This is a genomic window from Bradyrhizobium sp. USDA 327, assembly GCF_041262065.1.
GTDB classification, from domain to species: domain Bacteria; phylum Pseudomonadota; class Alphaproteobacteria; order Rhizobiales; family Xanthobacteraceae; genus Bradyrhizobium; species Bradyrhizobium liaoningense.
Genome location: NZ_JBGCCW010000001.1, coordinates 5,410,801 through 5,429,791, shown reverse-complemented (window position 1 = coordinate 5,429,791; position 18,991 = coordinate 5,410,801). Strand labels below are relative to the sequence as shown.

The 18,991-nt window shown below is 65.0% G+C and carries 20 protein-coding genes and 1 pseudogene; 13 read left to right on the top strand and 8 right to left on the bottom strand.

Annotated elements, in window-relative coordinates:
- The first annotated feature begins 10 nt into the window (after nucleotides 1-10).
- From ABIA42_RS25605 to ABIA42_RS25580, 6 genes are all read left to right on the top strand, one after another.
- Nucleotides 11-181, top strand: a complete 171-nt coding sequence (locus ABIA42_RS25605; RefSeq protein ID WP_370119918.1) for a hypothetical protein — start codon at nucleotides 11-13, stop codon at nucleotides 179-181.
- 29 nt (nucleotides 182-210) lie between these two features.
- Nucleotides 211-1,008, top strand: coding sequence for an alpha/beta hydrolase (locus ABIA42_RS25600; RefSeq protein WP_370123925.1), 798 nt, complete (start codon nucleotides 211-213; stop codon nucleotides 1,006-1,008).
- A 98-nt stretch (nucleotides 1,009-1,106) separates the two neighbouring features.
- On the top strand, nucleotides 1,107-2,438 hold the full coding sequence (locus ABIA42_RS25595) for a sodium:proton antiporter (protein WP_370157198.1): 1,332 nt from the start codon (nucleotides 1,107-1,109) through the stop codon (nucleotides 2,436-2,438).
- 137 nt (nucleotides 2,439-2,575) lie between these two features.
- A complete protein-coding gene (locus ABIA42_RS25590) occupies nucleotides 2,576-3,673 on the top strand; it encodes a calcium:proton antiporter (protein WP_370119923.1) in 1,098 nt (365 codons plus the stop codon).
- A 20-nt stretch (nucleotides 3,674-3,693) separates the two neighbouring features.
- The gene (locus tag ABIA42_RS25585) at nucleotides 3,694-3,978 is read left to right on the top strand and encodes a cupin domain-containing protein (protein ID WP_271529631.1); all 285 of its coding nucleotides are present in this window, start codon (nucleotides 3,694-3,696) and stop codon (nucleotides 3,976-3,978) included.
- A 94-nt stretch (nucleotides 3,979-4,072) separates the two neighbouring features.
- Nucleotides 4,073-5,038: a hypothetical protein gene (locus tag ABIA42_RS25580; RefSeq protein WP_271529630.1), complete on the top strand. Its 966-nt coding sequence runs from the start codon at nucleotides 4,073-4,075 to the stop codon at nucleotides 5,036-5,038.
- A 25-nt stretch (nucleotides 5,039-5,063) separates the two neighbouring features.
- On the opposite strand, the gene ABIA42_RS25575 is transcribed toward ABIA42_RS25580, so the two are convergent.
- The gene (locus ABIA42_RS25575) at nucleotides 5,064-5,714 is read right to left on the bottom strand and encodes a tetratricopeptide repeat protein (protein ID WP_370119927.1); all 651 of its coding nucleotides are present in this window, start codon (nucleotides 5,712-5,714) and stop codon (nucleotides 5,064-5,066) included.
- Between the two features lie 251 nt (nucleotides 5,715-5,965).
- Nucleotides 5,966-6,262: a 30S ribosomal protein S21 gene (gene rpsU, locus ABIA42_RS25570; RefSeq protein ID WP_008546194.1), complete on the bottom strand. Its 297-nt coding sequence runs from the start codon at nucleotides 6,260-6,262 to the stop codon at nucleotides 5,966-5,968.
- Between the two features lie 261 nt (nucleotides 6,263-6,523).
- On the opposite strand from rpsU, the gene aqpZ reads away from it, so the two are divergent.
- Nucleotides 6,524-7,246 carry an aquaporin Z gene (gene aqpZ / locus ABIA42_RS25565; protein ID WP_271529628.1) on the top strand — a complete coding sequence of 241 codons (723 nt, stop codon included), beginning with the start codon at nucleotides 6,524-6,526 and terminating at the stop codon, nucleotides 7,244-7,246.
- A 138-nt stretch (nucleotides 7,247-7,384) separates the two neighbouring features.
- Here aqpZ and ABIA42_RS25560 read toward each other — a convergent pair whose 3' ends face one another.
- Together ABIA42_RS25560 and purE are read right to left on the bottom strand one after the other, a co-directional pair.
- Nucleotides 7,385-8,491 (bottom strand): 5-(carboxyamino)imidazole ribonucleotide synthase, encoded by a 1,107-nt coding sequence (locus ABIA42_RS25560; RefSeq protein WP_370119931.1) that lies wholly within the window; start codon nucleotides 8,489-8,491, stop codon nucleotides 7,385-7,387.
- Nucleotides 8,488-8,976 (bottom strand): 5-(carboxyamino)imidazole ribonucleotide mutase, encoded by a 489-nt coding sequence (purE, locus tag ABIA42_RS25555; RefSeq protein ID WP_271529626.1) that lies wholly within the window; start codon nucleotides 8,974-8,976, stop codon nucleotides 8,488-8,490. Before purE ends, ABIA42_RS25560 begins: the two co-directional genes overlap by 4 nt.
- Before the next feature lie 142 nt (nucleotides 8,977-9,118).
- Here purE and ABIA42_RS25550 point away from each other — a divergent pair, with 142 nt between their 5' ends.
- Nucleotides 9,119-9,847, top strand: a complete 729-nt coding sequence (locus ABIA42_RS25550; protein ID WP_370119934.1) for a GGDEF domain-containing protein — start codon at nucleotides 9,119-9,121, stop codon at nucleotides 9,845-9,847.
- Between the two features lie 2 nt (nucleotides 9,848-9,849).
- Here the strand turns inward: ABIA42_RS25550 and ABIA42_RS25545 are convergent, their stop codons facing one another.
- From ABIA42_RS25545 to ABIA42_RS25535, 3 genes are all read right to left on the bottom strand, one after another.
- Complete coding sequence (locus ABIA42_RS25545; RefSeq protein WP_028181614.1) at nucleotides 9,850-10,101, bottom strand: hypothetical protein; 252 nt, start codon at nucleotides 10,099-10,101, stop codon at nucleotides 9,850-9,852.
- Nucleotides 10,102-10,124: 23 nt separating this feature from the next.
- Nucleotides 10,125-10,343, bottom strand: coding sequence for a hypothetical protein (locus tag ABIA42_RS25540; protein WP_124162847.1), 219 nt, complete (start codon nucleotides 10,341-10,343; stop codon nucleotides 10,125-10,127).
- Between the two features lie 129 nt (nucleotides 10,344-10,472).
- Nucleotides 10,473-10,679 carry a YdcH family protein gene (locus tag ABIA42_RS25535; protein WP_008546179.1) on the bottom strand — a complete coding sequence of 69 codons (207 nt, stop codon included), beginning with the start codon at nucleotides 10,677-10,679 and terminating at the stop codon, nucleotides 10,473-10,475.
- 329 nt (nucleotides 10,680-11,008) lie between these two features.
- Between ABIA42_RS25535 and ABIA42_RS25530 the strand changes: the two genes are divergently transcribed.
- The gene (locus tag ABIA42_RS25530) at nucleotides 11,009-11,188 is read left to right on the top strand and encodes a YdcH family protein (RefSeq protein ID WP_061880823.1); all 180 of its coding nucleotides are present in this window, start codon (nucleotides 11,009-11,011) and stop codon (nucleotides 11,186-11,188) included.
- 161 nt (nucleotides 11,189-11,349) lie between these two features.
- On the opposite strand, the gene ABIA42_RS25525 is transcribed toward ABIA42_RS25530, so the two are convergent.
- Nucleotides 11,350-12,453, bottom strand: a complete 1,104-nt coding sequence (locus ABIA42_RS25525; protein WP_370119939.1) for an NAD(P)/FAD-dependent oxidoreductase — start codon at nucleotides 12,451-12,453, stop codon at nucleotides 11,350-11,352.
- 202 nt (nucleotides 12,454-12,655) lie between these two features.
- On the opposite strand from ABIA42_RS25525, the pseudogene ABIA42_RS25520 reads away from it, so the two are divergent.
- From ABIA42_RS25520 to ABIA42_RS25505, 4 genes and pseudogenes are all read left to right on the top strand, one after another.
- Nucleotides 12,656-15,341, top strand: a pseudogene (locus ABIA42_RS25520) (EAL domain-containing protein).
- Between the two features lie 34 nt (nucleotides 15,342-15,375).
- Entirely contained in the window at nucleotides 15,376-16,854 is a 1,479-nt protein-coding gene (locus ABIA42_RS25515; protein ID WP_271529621.1) for a glycerol-3-phosphate dehydrogenase, read from the top strand.
- A 52-nt stretch (nucleotides 16,855-16,906) separates the two neighbouring features.
- Nucleotides 16,907-18,079 (top strand): ABC transporter ATP-binding protein, encoded by a 1,173-nt coding sequence (locus tag ABIA42_RS25510; RefSeq protein ID WP_370119945.1) that lies wholly within the window; start codon nucleotides 16,907-16,909, stop codon nucleotides 18,077-18,079.
- On the top strand, nucleotides 18,076-18,990 hold the full coding sequence (locus tag ABIA42_RS25505) for an ABC transporter permease (RefSeq protein WP_271529619.1): 915 nt from the start codon (nucleotides 18,076-18,078) through the stop codon (nucleotides 18,988-18,990). Before ABIA42_RS25510 ends, ABIA42_RS25505 begins: the two co-directional genes overlap by 4 nt.
- Nucleotide 18,991 lies beyond the last annotated feature (1 nt).

Genomic DNA, 18,991 nt, shown 5'->3' with positions numbered 1-18,991 from the left:
GGCGCGGACCGTGGCCATCAACAAGGAATGGCACCGGTCCCATCCCATGCCGCCCAACGCGGCGCGCGAGCAGCGCGTCGTCTGGCACGCTGCTCATAAGCAGGCGTGCGGCTGCCGCGATGTTCCGGCGAGCCTTCGGCCCGATGTCATGAAATTGCTGCGGAGTCGTCGCAAGCCGTAAGTCTCGATCGAGAGGCGGGCCGTGCAATGATGACCATCGTCAAGTGGATCGCCATTGCGCTGGTGACCGTCTATTGCGCCGGTCTCCTCGTGCTGTATGTCCGGCAGCGCGAGCTGCTGTTTCCGATCCCGCCCGTCGGCCGCACAGCTCCCGGTGCCGCGGGCCTTCCCGAGGCGGAAGAGCACGTGCTGACCACGTCTGACGGCGAGAGAATCGTCGTCTGGCACGTGCCGGCCAAGCCAGGTCATTCCGTGATCCTGTACTTCCCCGGCAATGGCGATTTTCTCGCCGGCGGCGTCAGCCGTTTCAAGGCGATGACCGCCGACGGCACCGGCCTCGTCGCCCTGTCCTATCGCGGCTATGCGGGCTCGAGCGGGGCACCGAGCGAACGGGGCCTGCTGCGCGATGCCGCAGCCGCCTATGCTTTCACCACTGCGCGCTATGGAGCGGAACGAATCGTCGTCTGGGGCTTTTCGCTCGGGTCGGGCGTGGCGGTTGCGCTCGCATCCGAACACCCGATCGGCAGGCTGATCCTGGAGGCGCCTTTTACCTCGACGGTCGACATCGCCGCACTGGCATTCCGGTTCGTGCCGGTTCGCCTTCTGATGCGCGACCAGTTTCGTTCCGACGAACGGATCGCGCGCGTCAAGGTGCCGCTGTTGGTGATGCATGGCACCAACGACCTTGCCATTTCGATCATGTTCGGAGAGCGTCTGTTCGCGCTTGCGCACGAACCGAAGCAGTTCGTTCGCTTTGCGGGTGGCGGACATGACAATCTCGACGCCTTCGGTGCGGTCGAAAAGGCAAGGCAATTCATTGGATCCTAAACGGCTCGTCACGCGGCTCTGGAGCCAGGCCCCTCGCCGCCATCCTGACATTGTTGCCGCATCAGGCGTGGGCCGCGACCGGGCTCGACGGCGCGGCGATGCGCTGGCCCTATGCGCTGCCCTTTGCCGGCCTGTTGCTGTCGATCGCTCTGGGGCCGCTGCTGTTCGCAAAATTCTGGCACCACCATTACGGCAAGATCGCCGCGGCCTGGTCGCTGCTGGCGCTCGCCTCGCTCGTCATCTTTGCCGGCGGCATGGCGACGCTGGCGGCGCTCGTTCACGCCGTGCTCGCCGAATATCTCGGCTTCATCGTGCTGTTGTTCTCGCTCTATGTCGTTGCCGGCGGCGTCCTCATCACCGGGGACATCAAGGCGACGCCGGCGACCAATGCCGGCATCCTCGCGCTTGGCACGTTGGGGGCGAGCGTCGTCGGCACCACGGGTGCCGCGATGATCCTGATCCGCCCCTTGATCCGCGCCAACCGCCCGCGGCGCCACAACACCCATGTCGTCATCTTCTTCATCATCCTGGTGGCCAATGTCGGCGGCGCGCTGAGCCCGCTCGGCGATCCCCCGCTCTTCGTCGGCTTCCTGCACGGCGTCGACTTCTTCTGGACCACGCGGGCCCTCTGGTTGCAGACCGCGATCGTGGCCGGACTGCTGCTCGCGATCTTCATCGCCGTCGACGTCTGGCATTTCCGGAGCGAGCCGCTCGGTGACACCGGCCCGGCGCAGCCGGTCCGCATCCGCGGCCTCGTCAATCTGGTCCTGATCGCGGCCATCGTCGCGAGCCTGCTGGCCTCGGCCATGTGGAAGCCCGGCGTAGCCTTCGACATTCTCGGCACCAAGCTGGACCTCGAGGACGTCGTCCGCAATCTGGCGCTGCTGGCCATTGCGGCGCTGTCGGTGTGGCTGACGCCGGACGAGCACAGGCAGGCCAACGGCTTCACCTGGGAGCCCATCCGTGAGGTCGCAAAGCTGTTCGCCGGCATCTTCGTCGCCATCATTCCGGTCATTGCCATGCTCAATGCCGGCCATCACGGTGCGTTCGCATGGCTGCTGTCCGCCGTGACGGGGCCGGACGGCGCGCCGCGCGAGGTCGCCTATTTCTGGTTCACGGGCCTGATGTCCGCGTTCCTCGACAATGCTCCGACCTATCTGTTGTTCTTCGAGCTCGCCGGCGGCGACCCGCAAGTGCTGATGCACGAGCTCTCGGGCACGCTTGCCTCGATCTCGATGGGGGCCGTCTACATGGGAGCGCTGACCTATATCGGCAACGCGCCGAACTTCATGGTGAGCAGCATCGCCAGCGAGAACGGCATCGAGATGCCGAGCTTCTTCGGCTATCTCCTGCGCGCGGGTATCGTGCTGATCCCCCTGTTCCTGCTGCTGACGCTGCTGCCGGTCGCCCCGATCCTGCACTGGCATTGAATCTGCCGGCCGATTTGCTACTGCTCGGCCGGCTTGCGGTGAATTTTCATCGCAGCTCGGTTTTTGGGATTGCGCATGATCTTATCGGAAGAACCGCAACACGCTTTTCCGGATCATGCTGGGACTGGAGCCGGTGGATGAGCGCGCACAATTCGATGCCCCGGTCGGCCTGGGTCTTTCCGGTGCTGGCCGTGCTGTTGTTCGCAGCCGTCAGCGCGACGGACTATGTGTTCACGCTGTCGCTCGGCGGGCTCGTCTTCGCCGTCGTCCTCCTGGTCATCCTGTTTGGTACGGTGTTCGCCGCGGTTCATCATGCCGAGGTGATCGCGGAGCGGGTCGGCGAACCCTATGGCACGCTGGTGCTGACGCTTTCGGTGACCATCATCGAGGTGGCGCTGATCACCACGATCATGCTGGGCGACAAGCCTGCCCCGGCCCTGGCCCGCGACACCGTGTTCGCCGTGGTCATGATCGTCTGCAATGGTCTCGTCGGCCTCTGCATCTTCATCGGCGGCCTGCGCTATCGCGAGCAGGGCTTCCAGCTCTCGGGGGCCAACGTCTATCTCAGCGTGCTGTTCGCGCTCGCGACCATCACGCTGATCCTGCCGAACTACACCACGACCACGCCGGGGCCGGGCTATTCGGCGGTTCAGCTCGGCTTCGTCGACGTGGTCACGCTCGCGCTGTACGGGGTGTTTCTCTACACCCAGACCGTCCTGCACAAGGACTACTTCGTTCATGAACGGGCCGAGGGCGAGGGCGGGGAGGTGCACCTGTCGGCCGGGGCGCTCGCGCTCACCGTGGCGCTGCTCCTGGTCTCGCTTCTGGCGGTGGTGCTGCTGGCGAAGAAATTCTCGCTGGTGGTCGATGCCGTCGGCGCCAGGATCGGCGCGCCGTCGGCCTTCGCCGGCCTTCTGGTCGCGCTGCTGATCCTGATGCCCGAGGGCGTCGCGGCGATCGCGGCGGCCCGCAGGAACGATCTCCAGAAGAGCATCAACCTTGCGCTCGGCTCGTCGCTGGCGACCATCGGTCTGACGATCCCCGCCGTCGGCGTCGCCACCTACGCGCTCGACAAGGAGCTCGAGCTCGGCCTCAGCGCCCAGGGCAGCGTGCTTTTGCTGCTGACCTTCTTCCTGAGCATGCTGACCTTCGGCACGGGCAGGACCAATGTCCTGTTCGGACTGGTCCATATGGTGGTATTTGCCGTCTACGTGTTCATGGTTTTCGTGCCCTGAAGTGCAAAAGGAGAGTTGCGATGCTTGCCGCCAAGTCCGAGGTTCAGATCGACAATGAGCAGGTCCGGGTGACCGAATGGCGGCTCGCCCCGGGCAGCGCCACCGGGCATCACACCCACGGGATGGATTATGTGATTGTTCCCGTCGTCGCCGGCGAGATGACCATCGTGGCGCCCAGTGGCGAACGGTCCAAGGCGCAGCTCGCGGCCGGAAAATCCTACTTCCGCAAGGCCGGCGTCCAACACGACGTACTTAACGAAACCTCAACTGAGATCGTGTTCCTTGAGATCGAGCTGAAGCCGTAAGTCCGGCGTTACCCTTTGCCATTGATCCGTCGCAGTTGATCCCTCACAATGCCCTAAAGTTCCCGCATCAGATCACGCGGGGAGTGGCCGAGAAATGCTGAAATACCTCGCTAAAATCTCGATGGATATTTTCCCCTCGGTGCTCGCGACGATCATCGGGGCGTACATCGTTAATCATTACATCAACGCAAAGCCGGCGGCCGATGCCCCCGCGGCCGTTGTTGCGCCCGCCGACGCCGGCCAGAACGGCAAGCCTGCTGATGTCGCCAACCTCCCTGCGCCCGGCGTCAAGGCCAAGGGCATCGCCGAGAAGAGCGTGACCGACAAGCCGGCAGCCGACAAGGCGGCCGATCATCAGCCGGTCGCCGAGCCCAAGGGGTCTGAGAAGGCCGCGGAGAAGGCTCCGGATGTGGCGCCGGCCGAGAGCCCGCGCGCCAAGCCATCCGCCCGTGAAAAGGCGCTCGCCAAGTCTACGCCCAGCCCGGCCGTGACCGCACCTGCCCCGGTTGCGTCGGTGGTGGAGGCCAATTCGGCGCCAGCTGCTGCCGCTCCGGCCGCAACCCCCGATGCCAACGATCTCGTACGTGCCGCGATCGAGCGCCTGCGCAAATCGCCTGAGGGCAGGTCCGCTGAGGCCAGATCTTCCGAAACCAAGCCTGCCGAGGTCAGGTCGTCCGAGGCCAAGCCAACCGAGAGGTCGGCGGAGCCTGTGGTGCGGGAAGCCGCCCGCACGCTGGAGGCGCCGCGGGTCATTGGTACGGAGCCGTCCACGGTCCGTCCGCTGCCGCCGCCGATCACGGTCTCGACGCCCTCATCCGAGGCCTACGGGAATGGCGGCTCCAATCCGCCCTACACGGCCTCAGTCGGCAGCGACGATCCGAATCGGGTGACGCCGCCGGCCGACATTCCCGTGCCGGTCATAGCGCCACCGCTCGACCTGCGTGCCGATGTTGGTGCCTCCATGCCGCGGCCGAGGAAGACCAATGTCGCCGACGAGATGCTGTCGGGCATGAAGTCGATGTTCAACTCCGTTCTGCCGAAGAGCGCCACGCCCGATTAAGACTGGCCCGCGCTGCGCCAGACCGTCAGCCGCCGACGCGGGCGAGGCCGGTGCGGGCGGCGTCATCGCGTGGACGAAGCGCGACGGCCTTGGTGTAGGACGCGGCCGCCTTGGCCCTGTCCCCCAAACGCTCATAAGCCTGTCCGCGCGTGGTCCAGACCTGGGCATTGTGCGGATCCGCCTCGGAGGCTTCATCGAGATCGGCTGCGGCCTCCTTGAGCTTGCCGATCGCGAGATAGCTGGTGGCGCGGCCGAGCAGAGGCTCGACCTTCTGCGGGTTGAGCCCGCTCGCGGCGCTGAAATCGGCGATCGCGAAGTTGTGCTGGTTATTGCCCTGGTAGATCAGGGCGCGGCCATAGAGTGCCTGCGCATTGTAGGGATCGAGCCCGACGGCGCGATTGAACTCGTCGAGCGCTGCCGCGGTCTCGCCTGACTTCGCCAGGGACTGGGCCTTTGCAGTGTGGGCCTGAGCTTCGGTGACGTTGCCGGCGCTCACCGCGCTCTCGGCAGGCGCCTCCGCCTTCGGAGTCTCCTGGGGTTTGTCCTTCTCCGGCATCAGCGATCCCAGATCGAAGGAGCAGCCGCATAGCGCGATCCCCATCAAGCCCAACGCGAGCGGCTGCTGCCAGATCCGGCGTCGCCACGGCAAGCTGCGCTGAGGGAAAGGAGAAGCCATCTACGGTTCGCTCGCGCTAGAGCAGGAGCCGGCAAAGTGTGCCGCGGTTTTCTCTCGCGACAAACGCGGAACGCGTTGGCGCGGAGATCGTGCTCAAACAACTACCTAAAGTGCGATGACCATTCATCCAATCATATCGCGCTTTAACGCCGCATCGGCAGCGCCCCGTCCCGCGAAGGCACCGCTCACAAACAATGACGCGGGCCAAGGGCCCGCGTCATCGAAAACCGAGATCTTAAAGGTTCGGCAAATCAGCGCGGTCCGCGCGGACCTGCACCGGGGCCGCCACGACCGCCGCGATCACCGCCCGGGCCTGCGCCGAACACCGGCTTCGGCTTCATCGGCAGCAGGCCTTCGCGCTGCAGCTTCTTGCGGGCCAGCTTGCGCGCACGGCGCACGGCTTCGGCCTTTTCGCGGGCCTTCTTTTCGGACGGCTTCTCGTAATGACCGCGGAGCTTCATCTCGCGGAAAATGCCCTCGCGCTGCATCTTCTTCTTCAGCGCCTTGAGAGCTTGATCGACGTTGTTATCGCGAACGAGAACCTGCACGCGGCATCCTCTTTAGGTGGATCGGATTTGAATTCTGGTAAGTCAAAGGGGATGGCAAAAAGCCGGGCGCCCTTGGCCTTGAGCGCGCGGATGTATCAGACAAAACCTTGGATGTCCACCGGCCAAGCGGGTTTTCGGGCCAAGTTCGGCCATTAAATGCGGCGAAAATACCTCTGAACGGTCCCAATTTGGGTGGTTTGGCGCCAGAAGGCGGGCCGTTTCCGGAAGTTGATCCGGAGCTGAAATCAGGGGAGATGCCACATGGACATGAAGAAATACGCCGCCGAAGCCATCGGTACTTTTTGGCTTACATTCGCCGGTTGCGGCAGCGCGGTGATCGCGGCCGGTTTCCCGCAGGTTGGCATCGGCCTGGTCGGTGTCTCTCTCGCATTCGGCTTGAGCGTCGTCACCATGGCCTATGCGATCGGGCATATCTCCGGCTGCCATCTCAATCCGGCCGTCACGGTCGGCCTTGCCGCCGGCGGCCGCTTTCCGGCCGGCCAGATCCTGCCCTATGTGATCGCCCAGGTGGCGGGCGCGGTCGTTGCCGCGTGGCTCCTCTATGTCATCGCGAGCGGGGCGCCTGGATTCGACGTCAGCAAGGGTTTTGCCTCCAACGGCTATGATGCGCATTCTCCTGGCCAGTACAGCATGATCGTGTGCTTCCTCACCGAGGTGGTGATGACCATGATGTTCCTGTTCATCATCATGGGCGCCACCCATGGCCGCGCACCGGCGGGCTTCGCACCGCTCGCGATCGGGCTCGCGCTGGTGATGATCCATCTCGTCAGCATTCCCGTCACCAACACCTCGGTGAACCCGGCGCGCAGCACGGGCCCGGCACTGTTCGTCGGCGGCTGGGCGCTGTCGCAGCTCTGGTTGTTCTGGGTTGCACCGCTGATCGGCGGCGCGCTGGGCGGGGTGGTCTATCGCTGGCTCAGCGAGGAGCCCGCCGGCGTCGTTGCGGGCGTGAAGACGGCGTGATCGCAAAACGGGATCGCGGCCAAAGCATGATCCGGAAAAGTGCGTAGCGGTTTTCCGAAAAGATCATGCTTAGACAACAACCGAAAGCGCGATGACGATTCATCCCAATCGCATCGCGCTTTAGCAGCCGCGGTCCCCTCATTCGCCCTTTGGCGGCCGGACTTCGGTGACATGGCCCATCTTGCGGCCGGGGCGCGGTGCGCCCTTGCCGTAGATGTGCACGGTCGCGCCCGGCACGCTCAGCCACCTTTCGTAATCGTTGATCTCGTCGCCGATCAGGTTGGTCATGGTGACGACTTCGCCGTGGCGCACGGGCTTGCCGAGCGGCCAGCCGGCGATGGCGCGGATGTGCTGCTCGAACTGCGAGACCGAGGCGCCATCGAGCGTCCAGTGCCCGGAATTGTGCACGCGCGGAGCGATCTCGTTGACCAGCACCTTCGGTCCGGTGCCATTGGCGAGCACGAACATCTCGACAGCGAGCACGCCGACATAGTCGAGCGCGCCTGCGATCTTGCCGGCGATGCTGCGCGCTTCCTCGGCGAGCGCATCCGGAACCGCCGCGGGCGCGCGCGATATCTTCAGGATGTGGTCGCGGTGCTCGTTCTCGGTGACGTCGAAACACTCGACCTCGCCTGCGGCCGAGCGCGCGGCGATCACGGATATCTCGCGTTCGAACGGCACGAAGGCCTCCAGGATCGCCGATTTGGTGGCGAGGCTGGTCCACACCTTGGCGATGTCGTCGCCCTCGCGGATGATGACCTGGCCCTTGCCGTCATAGCCGAAGCGGCGGGTTTTCAGCACGGCCGGAAGGCCGATCCTGGCAATCGCCTCGCGCAGGGAGGGGACGGAGGTGACGTCGGCATAGGCTGCGGTGCCGATGCCGAGCCGCGTGACGAAATCCTTCTCGGCAAGGCGGTCCTGGGTGGTCTCGAGGATCTTGCGGTTGGGCAGCACGGGGCGGCGCGCATCCAGCACCATCGCGGCCGCTGCGGGCACGTTCTCGAATTCATAGGTGATGACGTCGACGTCGTTCGCGAACAACTCGAGCGCTTCGACATCGGCATATTCGGCGCAGGTCGCGTTCAGGACGACGTCGAAGGCCGGCGAGTCCGGATCGGGCGAGAACACCTGGCAGCGCAGGCCAAGCCGGGCCGCAGCCATGGCCAGCATCCGGCCCAATTGTCCGCCGCCGAGGATTCCGATGGTGTCACCGGGCTTCAGCTTCACATGCCTGGTGTCGGTCACGCCTTGTCCTCCGGACGCTCGGCGACCGCCTCAGTTTGCGCCTTGCGCCAGGCGGCGAGGCGATCGGACAGGGCCGGGTCGGACAATGCCAGCACGGCGGCCGCCAGCAGCGCGGCGTTGATCGCACCGGCCTTGCCGATGGCGAGGGTGCCGACCGGGACACCCGCCGGCATCTGGACGATCGAATAGAGCGAATCGACGCCCTTGAGCGACTTGGATTCGACGGGAACGCCGAATACCGGGAGTTCCGTCAGCGCCGCCGCCATGCCGGGCAGATGTGCAGCCCCACCGGCGCCGGCGATGATGACCTTGTAACCGGCAGCCTTGGCGCCCTTGGCGAAAGCAAACAGCCGGTCGGGCGTGCGATGTGCCGAGACGACGCGACTGTCGGCGGCAATGCCGAGCGCATCAAGCGTGTCGGCGGCATGCCGCATCGTGTCCCAGTCCGACTGGCTTCCCATGATGATGGCGATCGGCGCGGTCATGACGTCAATTGTGCCCGGAAAAACAGAAAGATAGGCCAGATCTACGGTTCCGGCCGGCGGCTCGCAAGGCGGTGGCAAGGAGAAGGGAATCCACTATCCTGTCTTGGTGAATCCTCGCAAGCCTTCATTGAGCAGGATGCCCATGAAGAAACCAAGAAGGGCGAGCGCTGCGAAGGCCAAAAACGGCCGGAAAACCAGCGCCGGCCGATCCGCCCCCAAACGGCTGACCAAGCGTCCGGCGAAACCGCCGCGGCGCGCCGCCTCGGGCGATGGTGGGGCCAAGGAAGCCAAGGAAAACGTCAGGGCGACAATCCGGGGCCTGCGAGCCAAGCTCAAGGAGGCGCAGCTCCGGGTCGCGGAACTGGAAGCTGTGGCCGACACCGATTTCCTGCTCGAGATTCCCAACCGGCGCGGCTTCGAGCGCGAGCTTTCGCGCGCCATCGCCTATATGAAGCGCTACCGCGCCAGCGGGGCCCTGATCGTGCTCGACGTCGATCGGCTCAAGCCGATCAACGATTCGTTCGGTCATGCCGCCGGCGACGAGGTGCTCAAGGCGATCGTCGCCACGCTGACGCGACAGGTCCGTGCCTCCGACGTGGTCGGCCGGCTCGGGGGCGACGAGTTCGCCCTGCTGCTTTGGAATCTCACCGGGACCGACGCCAAGGCGAAGGCCGCGGCCTTCGAGCAGGCGATCGACGAATTGTCCTTCGTCTTTCGCGGCCAGCACGTGACCGCGGGCGCTTCCGCCGGCGTCGCGCTGCTGGGGGCGCAGTCGGACGCAGGCCGCGCCCTGGAGGAGGCGGACGCCGCCATGTACGTGCGCAAGGCGTGCCGGCGGCACGAGCCGCGGATCAGGCTGGTCAGCAGCTGAACTTACAGTGTCCCCAGATCTTCCGGCACGTTGCCGAACTTGCGCAGCAGCCTGGCGTCGCCGAATTCGCCGGTCACGGGATCGCCGCTGCGGCTGAATGCGACCGCGCCGATGTGGCCGGCACCGTGGGCCAATATCTCGGCGCGCCGCAACGCGGCGGTCGAGGTCTGGCATTCTTCGGCAGTGCCCGCGACCGGCGAGCCGTCTGCATCGATCAAAAAGGGCATTGCAACGTAGTAGGTCACATCCGACATGGCGTTGCTCCGGTTGTTGAAAATCAGGCGGCGCTGCTCTTGCTCCGCATCTTGCTGCGCGAGGTCTCCGGAATGCAGCCGGCGGAAATCGCCGCCTGCAATTCCTCCAGCTCGGCTTCCAGATATTCATTGGCCATAATCAGCGCCTTGATGGTGCTGCGCAGATTGCCGTCGCACATCGCGATCGCCTGATCGCAGGCCTGTTCATAGTGGCTGTTGTCGAGAAGGGGTGTTGCCGACATCTGCGTTGTCCTCGTGTCGTGGGCTTGGGCATTTCGGAGGTTTGGGCGCTCCGAAAATGTTCCTATTTTGTTCTTGTCGAGTCAAGCGGATTCATGTGGGCGAGCCGCAGTGCAGGCAGCGCTCACGGATCAGGCGATGATATCGGGGGTAATCTGGTCTTCGATGAACGCGATGCGGTCGCGCAACAACAGCTTGCGCTTCTTCAACCGCTGTAACCGCAATAGGTCGGGGGCGGGCGATTGATGCAATGCATCGATCGCGGCGTCCAGATCTCGGTGTTCCTGCTGCAACCGGGTGAGCTCGGCTTCGAGCTCACGCTCGTCTTCATTGGTCATGTCTGCGGTGGCCGAAAACCGATAAGCGTGAGATTAAGGCTGTGGATGCCCTGTGGAAATTATCGTCCTTGCGCGGCGTGATCGCAAGCGATCTGCGATCCTCGCTCGCCAATCTCCCGCAAGATATTTCCGCAGGCTGGTGCGACGTCGCGCAGACGCATTGATATCACGGATTTTTCCCGCGCGGTTCCCCTAGTCACGCTTCGTTACATATGAACTTTCAAAAATGACACTGCGACGACGGATACCCATCGACAGAACGAATCGCTGATGTAGACTTGCTTGTCCGGATCGAATCCTAAGGTTCAACCCTACCGAGGAGGTTTCGAATGACAATTCAGGCACATCTTGTTGAATTGGAACGGAAGCACAAACTTCTCGAAAACGAATTGCACGAAGCTCTCGTGCACCTTTCAACAGACGACCTGCAAATTGTTGAGTTGAAGCGCCGGAAGTTGATGGTCAAGGACCAGATCGAGCGTCTGAAGCACGGCGATACGCTCCACTAGCGACCCCCGTAACATCGTAGAGTTGATCACATCCTTTCACGCAGGGATGAGGGCATTCGTGCTCATCCCTGCTTCAAGCTGGCGCAAGACGTCTGTCTGGCGCCAGCTTTGTTGGGACCGTTTCTCGACGCCAACCGTCATCCACCTCGCGCGAAAACGCGCTAGATGTCTGCGAGCTCGGCGACGTGATCGGCGATCGCGAGCGACGACGTCAGTCCCGGGGATTCGATGCCGAACAGGTTGATCAGGCCTGCGACGCCGTGATCGCGCGGGCCCTGCATCAAGAAGTCCTGCGTGGCCACAGCCGGCGGCACGATCTTCGGGCGGATGCCCGAATAGCTCGGCATCAGCGCGCCATCGGGCAGCGTCGGCCAGTATTTGCGGATCGCCGGATAGAAGCGCTCGGCGCGTGACGGATCGACCTCGTAGTTGATCGTCTCGATCCATTCGACGTCGGGCCCGAAACGTGCCTGCCCCGCCATGTCCAGCGTCAGATGGACCCCTAGCCCGCCGGGCTCGGGCACCGGATAGATCAGACGCGAGAACGGCGCCTTGGCGTTGCAGCTGAAGTAATTTCCCTTGGCGAGATAGGCCGGAGGAATCCGGTCCAGCGGCATGCCGTCGACGTTGCGCGCGACATTCGTCGCCGACAGCCCCGCGGCGTTGACGAGGAGGCCGCATTGCAGCGTCATCGGCGCCTCGCCGCCGGCCTCGACCTCGATGACGCCGGCATTCGCCTTGGCGCGGATCAGCGGGGTGTGAAACGCGAAGGCCGCGCCAGCGTCCTCGGCCTCGCCGCGCAGCGAGAGCATGTAGGCGTGGCTGTCGATGATGCCCGTTGACGGTGACAGCAGCGCAGCATCGCAGGCGAGCGCCGGCTCCAGCGCCCGCGCGGCCTCGCCCGTGAGCAGCTGCATGTCGAGCACGCCATTGGCCTCGGCATGCGCCTTGATCGATTGCAGCTTCTCGGTTTCCTTCGCACTGGTCGCAACGATCAGCTTGCCGCAATTCTTGTGAGGGATGCCGCGCTCGGCGCAGTAGCGGTAGAGTGCGTGCTTGCCGCCGACGCACATGCGCGCCATCCAGCTCCCGGCGCGATAGTAGATGCCGGCATGGATCACCTCACTGTTGCGCGAGGAGGTGACGGTGCCGATGGCCTCGGCTGCCTCGAGCACGATGACCTCGCGCCCGGCCTGGGCGAGCTTCCGGGCCACCGCGAGCCCGACGACGCCGGCTCCGATGACGATGCAATCGACCCTATCCATGGTTGTGCAGAATGTCCGCTGGAAGTGCCGGTGGCATTGGAGCCGAGAACGAGGGCGCGGGCCTATTTTCCATTAAGCAAGCATTTATCATGTCAGGGCAATTGCCGCATTTCGCGTCACATTTTTCTGTTGCGCCTACAGGCGTTTACCCGATCCAAACCCGCGAGGCCAGACAATCCGACGTTGAAATCGCGGGTGGCTGATGGCTGAGAAGAACTGGCACGCGGGCAGCACGCTTCCGATTGCTGTGCAGGCCGTCGCATGCCTGGCCGGTGCGGTCACGCCTGCGCGTGCCTTTGCGCTGTCGGACAGCTTCGCCGCTCCGGGCGATCTCACCAAGCTCGATCCCAACGTGATCTGGGAAGCCCTGATCGCGGGCATCGTCGTGTGCTCGTTCCTCGCCGCGATCGCGCTGTGGATCCATTCCTCGCTGCGCCGGACCAGACGTTTGCAGTTGCGGCGCAACGCCTTCGTCTCCTCCGCCATGAACAATCTCAATCAGGGCGTGGTGATGACGGATGCGCAGCGCCGCGTCATCTTCTGCAATGACCGCTATCTTGAGATCTATGGCCTGACGCGGTCGGATGTCCGGGCCGGCATGAACGGCCGCGAGCTCCTCGCGCTTCGGCGCAAGCGCGGGGTGCTGGGCGCCTCCGACGACGAATTTTACGACAAGGCGGCAAGCGCCAATGGTCTGATCACGGAACTGCCCGACGGGCGGGCCATCCTGGTGAAGTACTTCGTGCTGCCGAACGGCGGCTCGGTGGCGACGCATCTCGACGTCAGCGAGCAGCGCAGGCTGTCGCGGCAGCTCGCCTCCACCAAGCAATTCCTGGAATCGGTGCTGGACCATGTGCCGGCCTGCGTGGCAGCCAAGAGCATCGAGGACGGTTGCTACATCTTCGCCAACAGCGCCTATGAACGGTTCTGGGGATTGTCGCGGGACTTCGCCGTGGGCAGGAAAGCGCGGGAGCTGTTTGCGCCGAGTTCGGCGTCCAGCATCGAGGCGGCCGACCGGGCGGCGCTCAATTCGCCGGATGGCCAATACCGCAATGAGTTCGAAGTCGACCGTGCCGGTGCGCGGCGGCATGGTCGCCTCGATCCGGATCGTGGTCCGCAACGAGAGCAACAAGCCCGAATTTCTGCTCATCGTGTTCGAGGACATCACCGATCGCCGCTCGCTGTCGCAGGAGTTGGAGAGCACCAAGAAGTTCCTCGAGCTCGTGGTCGACAACATCCCGGTCGCGCTGATCGTGGAACAGGTCAAGGACGGCAGCTATCTGCTCGCCAACCGCAGCGCGGAGACGATCCTCAACCGCAGGCGCGAGGAAACCACCGGCCTGACGGCTTCCGACATCTTCAATCCCAAGGAAGCCAGGCTGATCATCGCCCGCGACGAGGCCGCGATCAAGAAACGCGGGATGATCACCGAGGAGCATCCGATCTCCACCAAGGACGGCCTGCGGCTGTTCCTGACCCGCCGCGCCACCGTGCTCAATGATGCCGGCGAACCGCAATACCTGATCAAGACCCACGAGGACGTCACCGACCGCCGGCAGACCGAGTCGCGCATGGCGCACATGGCCTATCATGACGGCCTGACCGACCTGCCGAACCGCGCCGCCTTCCTCCAGGCGCTGACCCAGATGATCGAGGCCTGCGAAGGCACCGGCGAGGAGTTCGCCGTGCTCTGCGTCGACCTCGACGGGCTCAAGGAGGTCAACGACGTCTTCGGCCATGCGCTGGGCGACAAGCTCCTGATCGAGGTGGCCCATCGGCTCCAGGACTCCGCGCGCGGCGGCGTGGTGGCGCGCCTGTCCGGCGACGAGTTCGGCCTGATCATCGACGGCAAGCAGCCTGAGGCAGGCCTCGCATTGGCGCGGCAGATCGGCGAAGCCGTCGCCCGGGAGTTCCAGATCGACGGCCGGCCGGTCCGCGCCGGCATCACCACCGGCATGTCGGTCTTCCCGCACAATGGCACCGATGGCGCCTCGCTGCTTGCCAATGCCGGTGCGGCGCTGTTCCGCGCCAAGCAGAAGTCGCGCGGCACGATCAGCCTCTACCAGCCGGAGATGGACCAGCAGATCCGTGATCGCCGCGTGCTGCATCAGGACCTCTCGATGGCGGTCAAGAACGGCGAGCTCTCGCTCGCCTTCCAGCCACAGGGGATCGCGGGCCACAGCGTCGCCGAGAGCGAGATCATCGGCTTCGAGGCATTGGCGCGCTGGCAGCATCCGGTGCGCGGCCAGGTTTCGCCTGCCGAATTCATTCCGATCGCCGAGGAGAGCGGCCTGATCGTCGAGATGGGTGAGTGGATCCTGCGCGAGGCCTGCCGCGAGGCGGCGTCCTGGCCGAAGCCGCTCCAGGTCGCGGTCAATCTGTCGCCGGCGCAGTTCATGCACGGTGACGTGGTCGGACTGGTCCATTCGATCCTGATCGAGACGGGCCTTGCACCGGGCCGGCTCGAGCTCGAGATCACCGAGGGCGTGCTGATCGAAGATTTCGATCGCGGCCTTGCGCTGCTGCGCCGCCTGAAGGCGCTCGGCGTGCGCATCTCCATGGACGATTTCGGCAGCGGTTACTCCTCGCTGAGCTACCTCCAGGCGTTCCCGTTCGACAAGATCAAGATCGACCGCGGCTTCATCATTAATCTCGGGCGCAATCCGCAATCGGCGGCAATCGTGCGCGCCGTGATCGATCTCGGCCACGGCCTCGAAATGTCGATCATCGCCGAAGGCGTCGAGACGGTGGACCAGCTCGCCTTCCTCGCCAAGGAGGGATGCGACGGCGTGCAGGGCTATCTGCTCGGCAAGCCGCTGCCGATCGGGAAATATGCCGGCCTCGTCGGTCGCGCCGAAGCCATGGAGCTTGCGCTGAAGACCGGTTAGTCATGGGAGTGCTTCGCTCCCATTCGACGGCTTCATGGCGGATTACGACCTCGCGATCATCGGCGGCGGCCTGAACGGTGTCAGCCTCGCCCGCGATGCGGCGGGCCGCGGCCTGCGGGTTATCCTCTTCGAGCAGGGCGATCTCGCAGGCGCCGCGTCGTCGGCGACGCCGCGGCTGATCCATGGCGATCTCTCGGTGCTGGAGCGCCGCGGTTTTTGGCGGGTGCGCCGGGCTCTGGCCGAGCGCCGGATCTGGCTCCGGATCGCGCCGCATCTGGTCCGGCCGATGCGTTTCGTGATTCCTGCGCATGCGGACGAGCGGCCACCGTGGCTGCTGCGCGGCGCTCTGTTCCTCTATGACAGCCTCGCCAGCCGGAGCGGCCTGGCCCCATCGAAGACCCTCGACATCACCCACCATCCGGTCGGCAACGCGCTAAGGCGCCCATTCGGCACGGCGTTCGAATATTCGGACTGCGTCGTCGACGATTCCCGGCTCGTGGTGCTCACGGCGCTGGATGCGGCCGAACGTGGCGCGGCGATCCGAACTGGGGCACGCTGCGTCCGTGCCGATAGAACCGAGACCTGGCGGCTTGCGGTGGTTGATCGTGGCCACCGCCGCACAATCACGGCCCGGGCCCTGGCCAACGCCAGCGGGGCCTGGATGCCATTGGTTGCGGAGACAGTGCTGCGGCAACCGCAGCCCGCCATGGCCGCCACACAGATGAGCCAGATCATCGTGCCGCGGCTGTTCGAGTCGGACAACGTCTACGTCTTCCAGAACAACGACGGGCGGTTGATTTTCGCAAGCCCGTTCGAGCGGGAGTTCACGCTGATCGGCACCGTCACGCATGATTTCACCGGCGATCCCGCCATCGTCGCGATGACCGGAACCGACGTCAGCTATCTCTGCGAAGCGGCCAGCCGCTACTTCCGCGAGCGCATCGCTCCGGCCGACGTGGTCCGGACGGTTTCGGGCGTCAATTTAAGGCCGGCGTCCGTGCGGCGGGGTGACGGCACGACCCTGTTCCACGCGCGCCGGCGCAAGGCGCCGCTGCTCACGATGTTCGGCGGCGACGTCACCACGTCGCGCCTGCGCGCGGAGCGTGCGGTGACGAAGCTGACGACGTTCTATCCGATGTCACCGCCCTGGACCGCGGGCGCGGCGCTGCCCGGCGGCGATTTTGCCTGGGATCGCTTCGACACCGCGGTCGACCTCGCACGCGAGCGCTGGCGGTTCCTCTCGGAGCCGCAGGCGCAGCGCCTGGTTGCGGCCTATGGCTCGCGATTGCCGGCAGTGCTCGGGGACGCCAGGACCCGCGACGATCTCGGCCCTGCCTTCGGCCCCGAGCTGACCGGCGCCGAGGTGCGTCACCTGATGAGCCGCGAATGGGCGCGCTTCCCGGACGACGTCCTGTGGCGTCGTTCCAAGCTCGGCCTGACCATGCCCGCGGCGGACCGCGATGCGCTGGCAGCGTTCATGGCGGATGTGAACGATTCATCCCGAACTGGTTGAGCTAGGGACGATCGGCCGCTAGCGTGCAGCGGAATCGGGGTTGGCGGGGACCATGACGGACGAGTTGCCCAGAACAGACACCACGGCCAATGCGGCCGGTGGAGATCCGTATCCGGCCGCAGGGCAGCCGTTGCTGCGGATCGAGGGCGTCGCCAAGACGTTCGGGACGTTCCGCGCCGTGGATGGCGTCTCACTCGACATCAAGGCCGGCGAGTTCTTCGCGCTGCTCGGTCCCAGCGGCTGCGGCAAGACCACGCTCTTACGCATGCTCGCCGGCTTCGAGGCGCCGGACGAGGGGCGCATCCTGCTCGGCGGCAAGGACATCGCTCAGGCGCTGCCGCACGAGCGCCCGGTCAACATGATGTTCCAGAACTATGCGCTGTTCCCGCATCTGTCCGTGCGGGACAACATCGCCTTCGGCCTGAAGCGCGCCGGCATGCCCCGCGCCGAGATCGCCACCCGCGTGGCCGAGATGGTCGCACTGGTGAAGCTCGAAGGGCTCGAGAAACGCAAGCCGGATCAACTCTCGGGCGGCCAGCGCCAGCGCGTGGCGCTCGCCCGCGCGCTGGCGCGCCGGCCGCAACTGCTGCTGCTCGACGAGCCGCTCGCCGCCCTCGACAAGAAGCTGCGCGAGAGCACGCAAGGCGAGCTGATGGAGCTGCAGCGGCGGCTCGGCATGACCTTCATCATCGTCACCCACGATCAGGAGGAGGCGATGACGATGGCGAGCCGGATCGGCGTGATGAAGGCCGGCAAGCTCGCTCAGGTCGCGAGCCCCCGCGAGCTCTACGAGGCGCCGCGCTCGCGCTGGATCGCGGAGTTCGTCGGCGACATCAATCTGTTCGACGGCGAGTCCAAATTGCGCGATGGTCATCGTCTGGTCATCGGCACGCGTGATGCGGGTGCGCTGGTGGTGGCCGAGCCGCGCGAGCCGGTCGGAGCGGGAAGATTGGCGGTCGCGATTCGCCCCGAGAAGGTCAAGCTGTCGCGCCGCGGTCCGGTGAGCGAGGCCGGTCGTGAAACGGCGATCAACCGGCTGGACGGCGTGGTCGCGGACATCTGCTATCTCGGCGGGACCACGACTTACAAGGTGAAGCTCGACACCGGCGGGATGGTGCAGGCTTCGGTCGTCAACAGCGCACGCATCGACGTCGACGCCTACAGCCTGAACCAGCACGTCGTCGCCTGGTTCACGCCAGACGATTGCGTGGTGTTGCCGTCATGAGCTCCCGCCGCATCTTCGCGCGACCGGCGCGCTTTGCCGCGATCGCACCCTATGTCTGGATGGTGCTGTTCTTCCTGGTGCCGTTCGCCTTCGTGCTGAAGATCAGCCTGTCGCAGACGGCGATTGCACAGCCGCCCTACGCGCCGGTCTTCGACCTGACGGCGGGATGGGACGCGCTCAGGGGCGCCTTTGCCGCCCTCTCGGCCGACAATTTCAAGCTGCTCGTCTCCGACGACATCTATGTGTTTGCCTATATGCGCAGCCTCACCGTCGCGGTGACCGCGACCGCGCTGCTGCTTCTGATCGGCTATCCCATCGCCTATGGCATGGCGCGATTGCCGAAGCGCTGGCAGGCGGTGGCGATGGTGCTGGTGATCGTGCCGTTCTGGACCTCGTTCCTGATCCGCATCTATGCCTGGATCAACATCCTCCAGCATGACGGCCTGCTCAACCAGATCCTGCTGGCGCTGCATCTGGTCAGCCAGCCCGTGGTGTGGCTCTCCACCGACACCGCGATGTATGTCGGCATCGTCTATTCCTATTTGCCGTTCATGATCCTGCCGCTCTACGCCACGCTCGCCAAAATGGAGCCGGCGCTGGAGGAGGCGGCCTCCGATCTCGGCGCGCCGCCCTGGCAGGTGTTCTGGCTCGTCATCTTTCCGTTGTCGCTGCCCGGCGTCGGCGCAGGCGTGCTGCTGTGCTTCATCCCGATCGTCGGGGAATTTGTCATCCCGGATCTCCTGGCCGGCTCCAACTCGCTGATGATCGGCCAGACCCTGTGGCTCGAATTCTTCACCAACAAGGATTGGCCGGTTGCGTCCGCGGCGGCCATCGTGCTGCTGGTGGTGCTGCTGGTGCCGCTGCTGCTGTACGAACGGCTGCAGAAGCGGCAGCTCGAACCGGGGCGCTGAG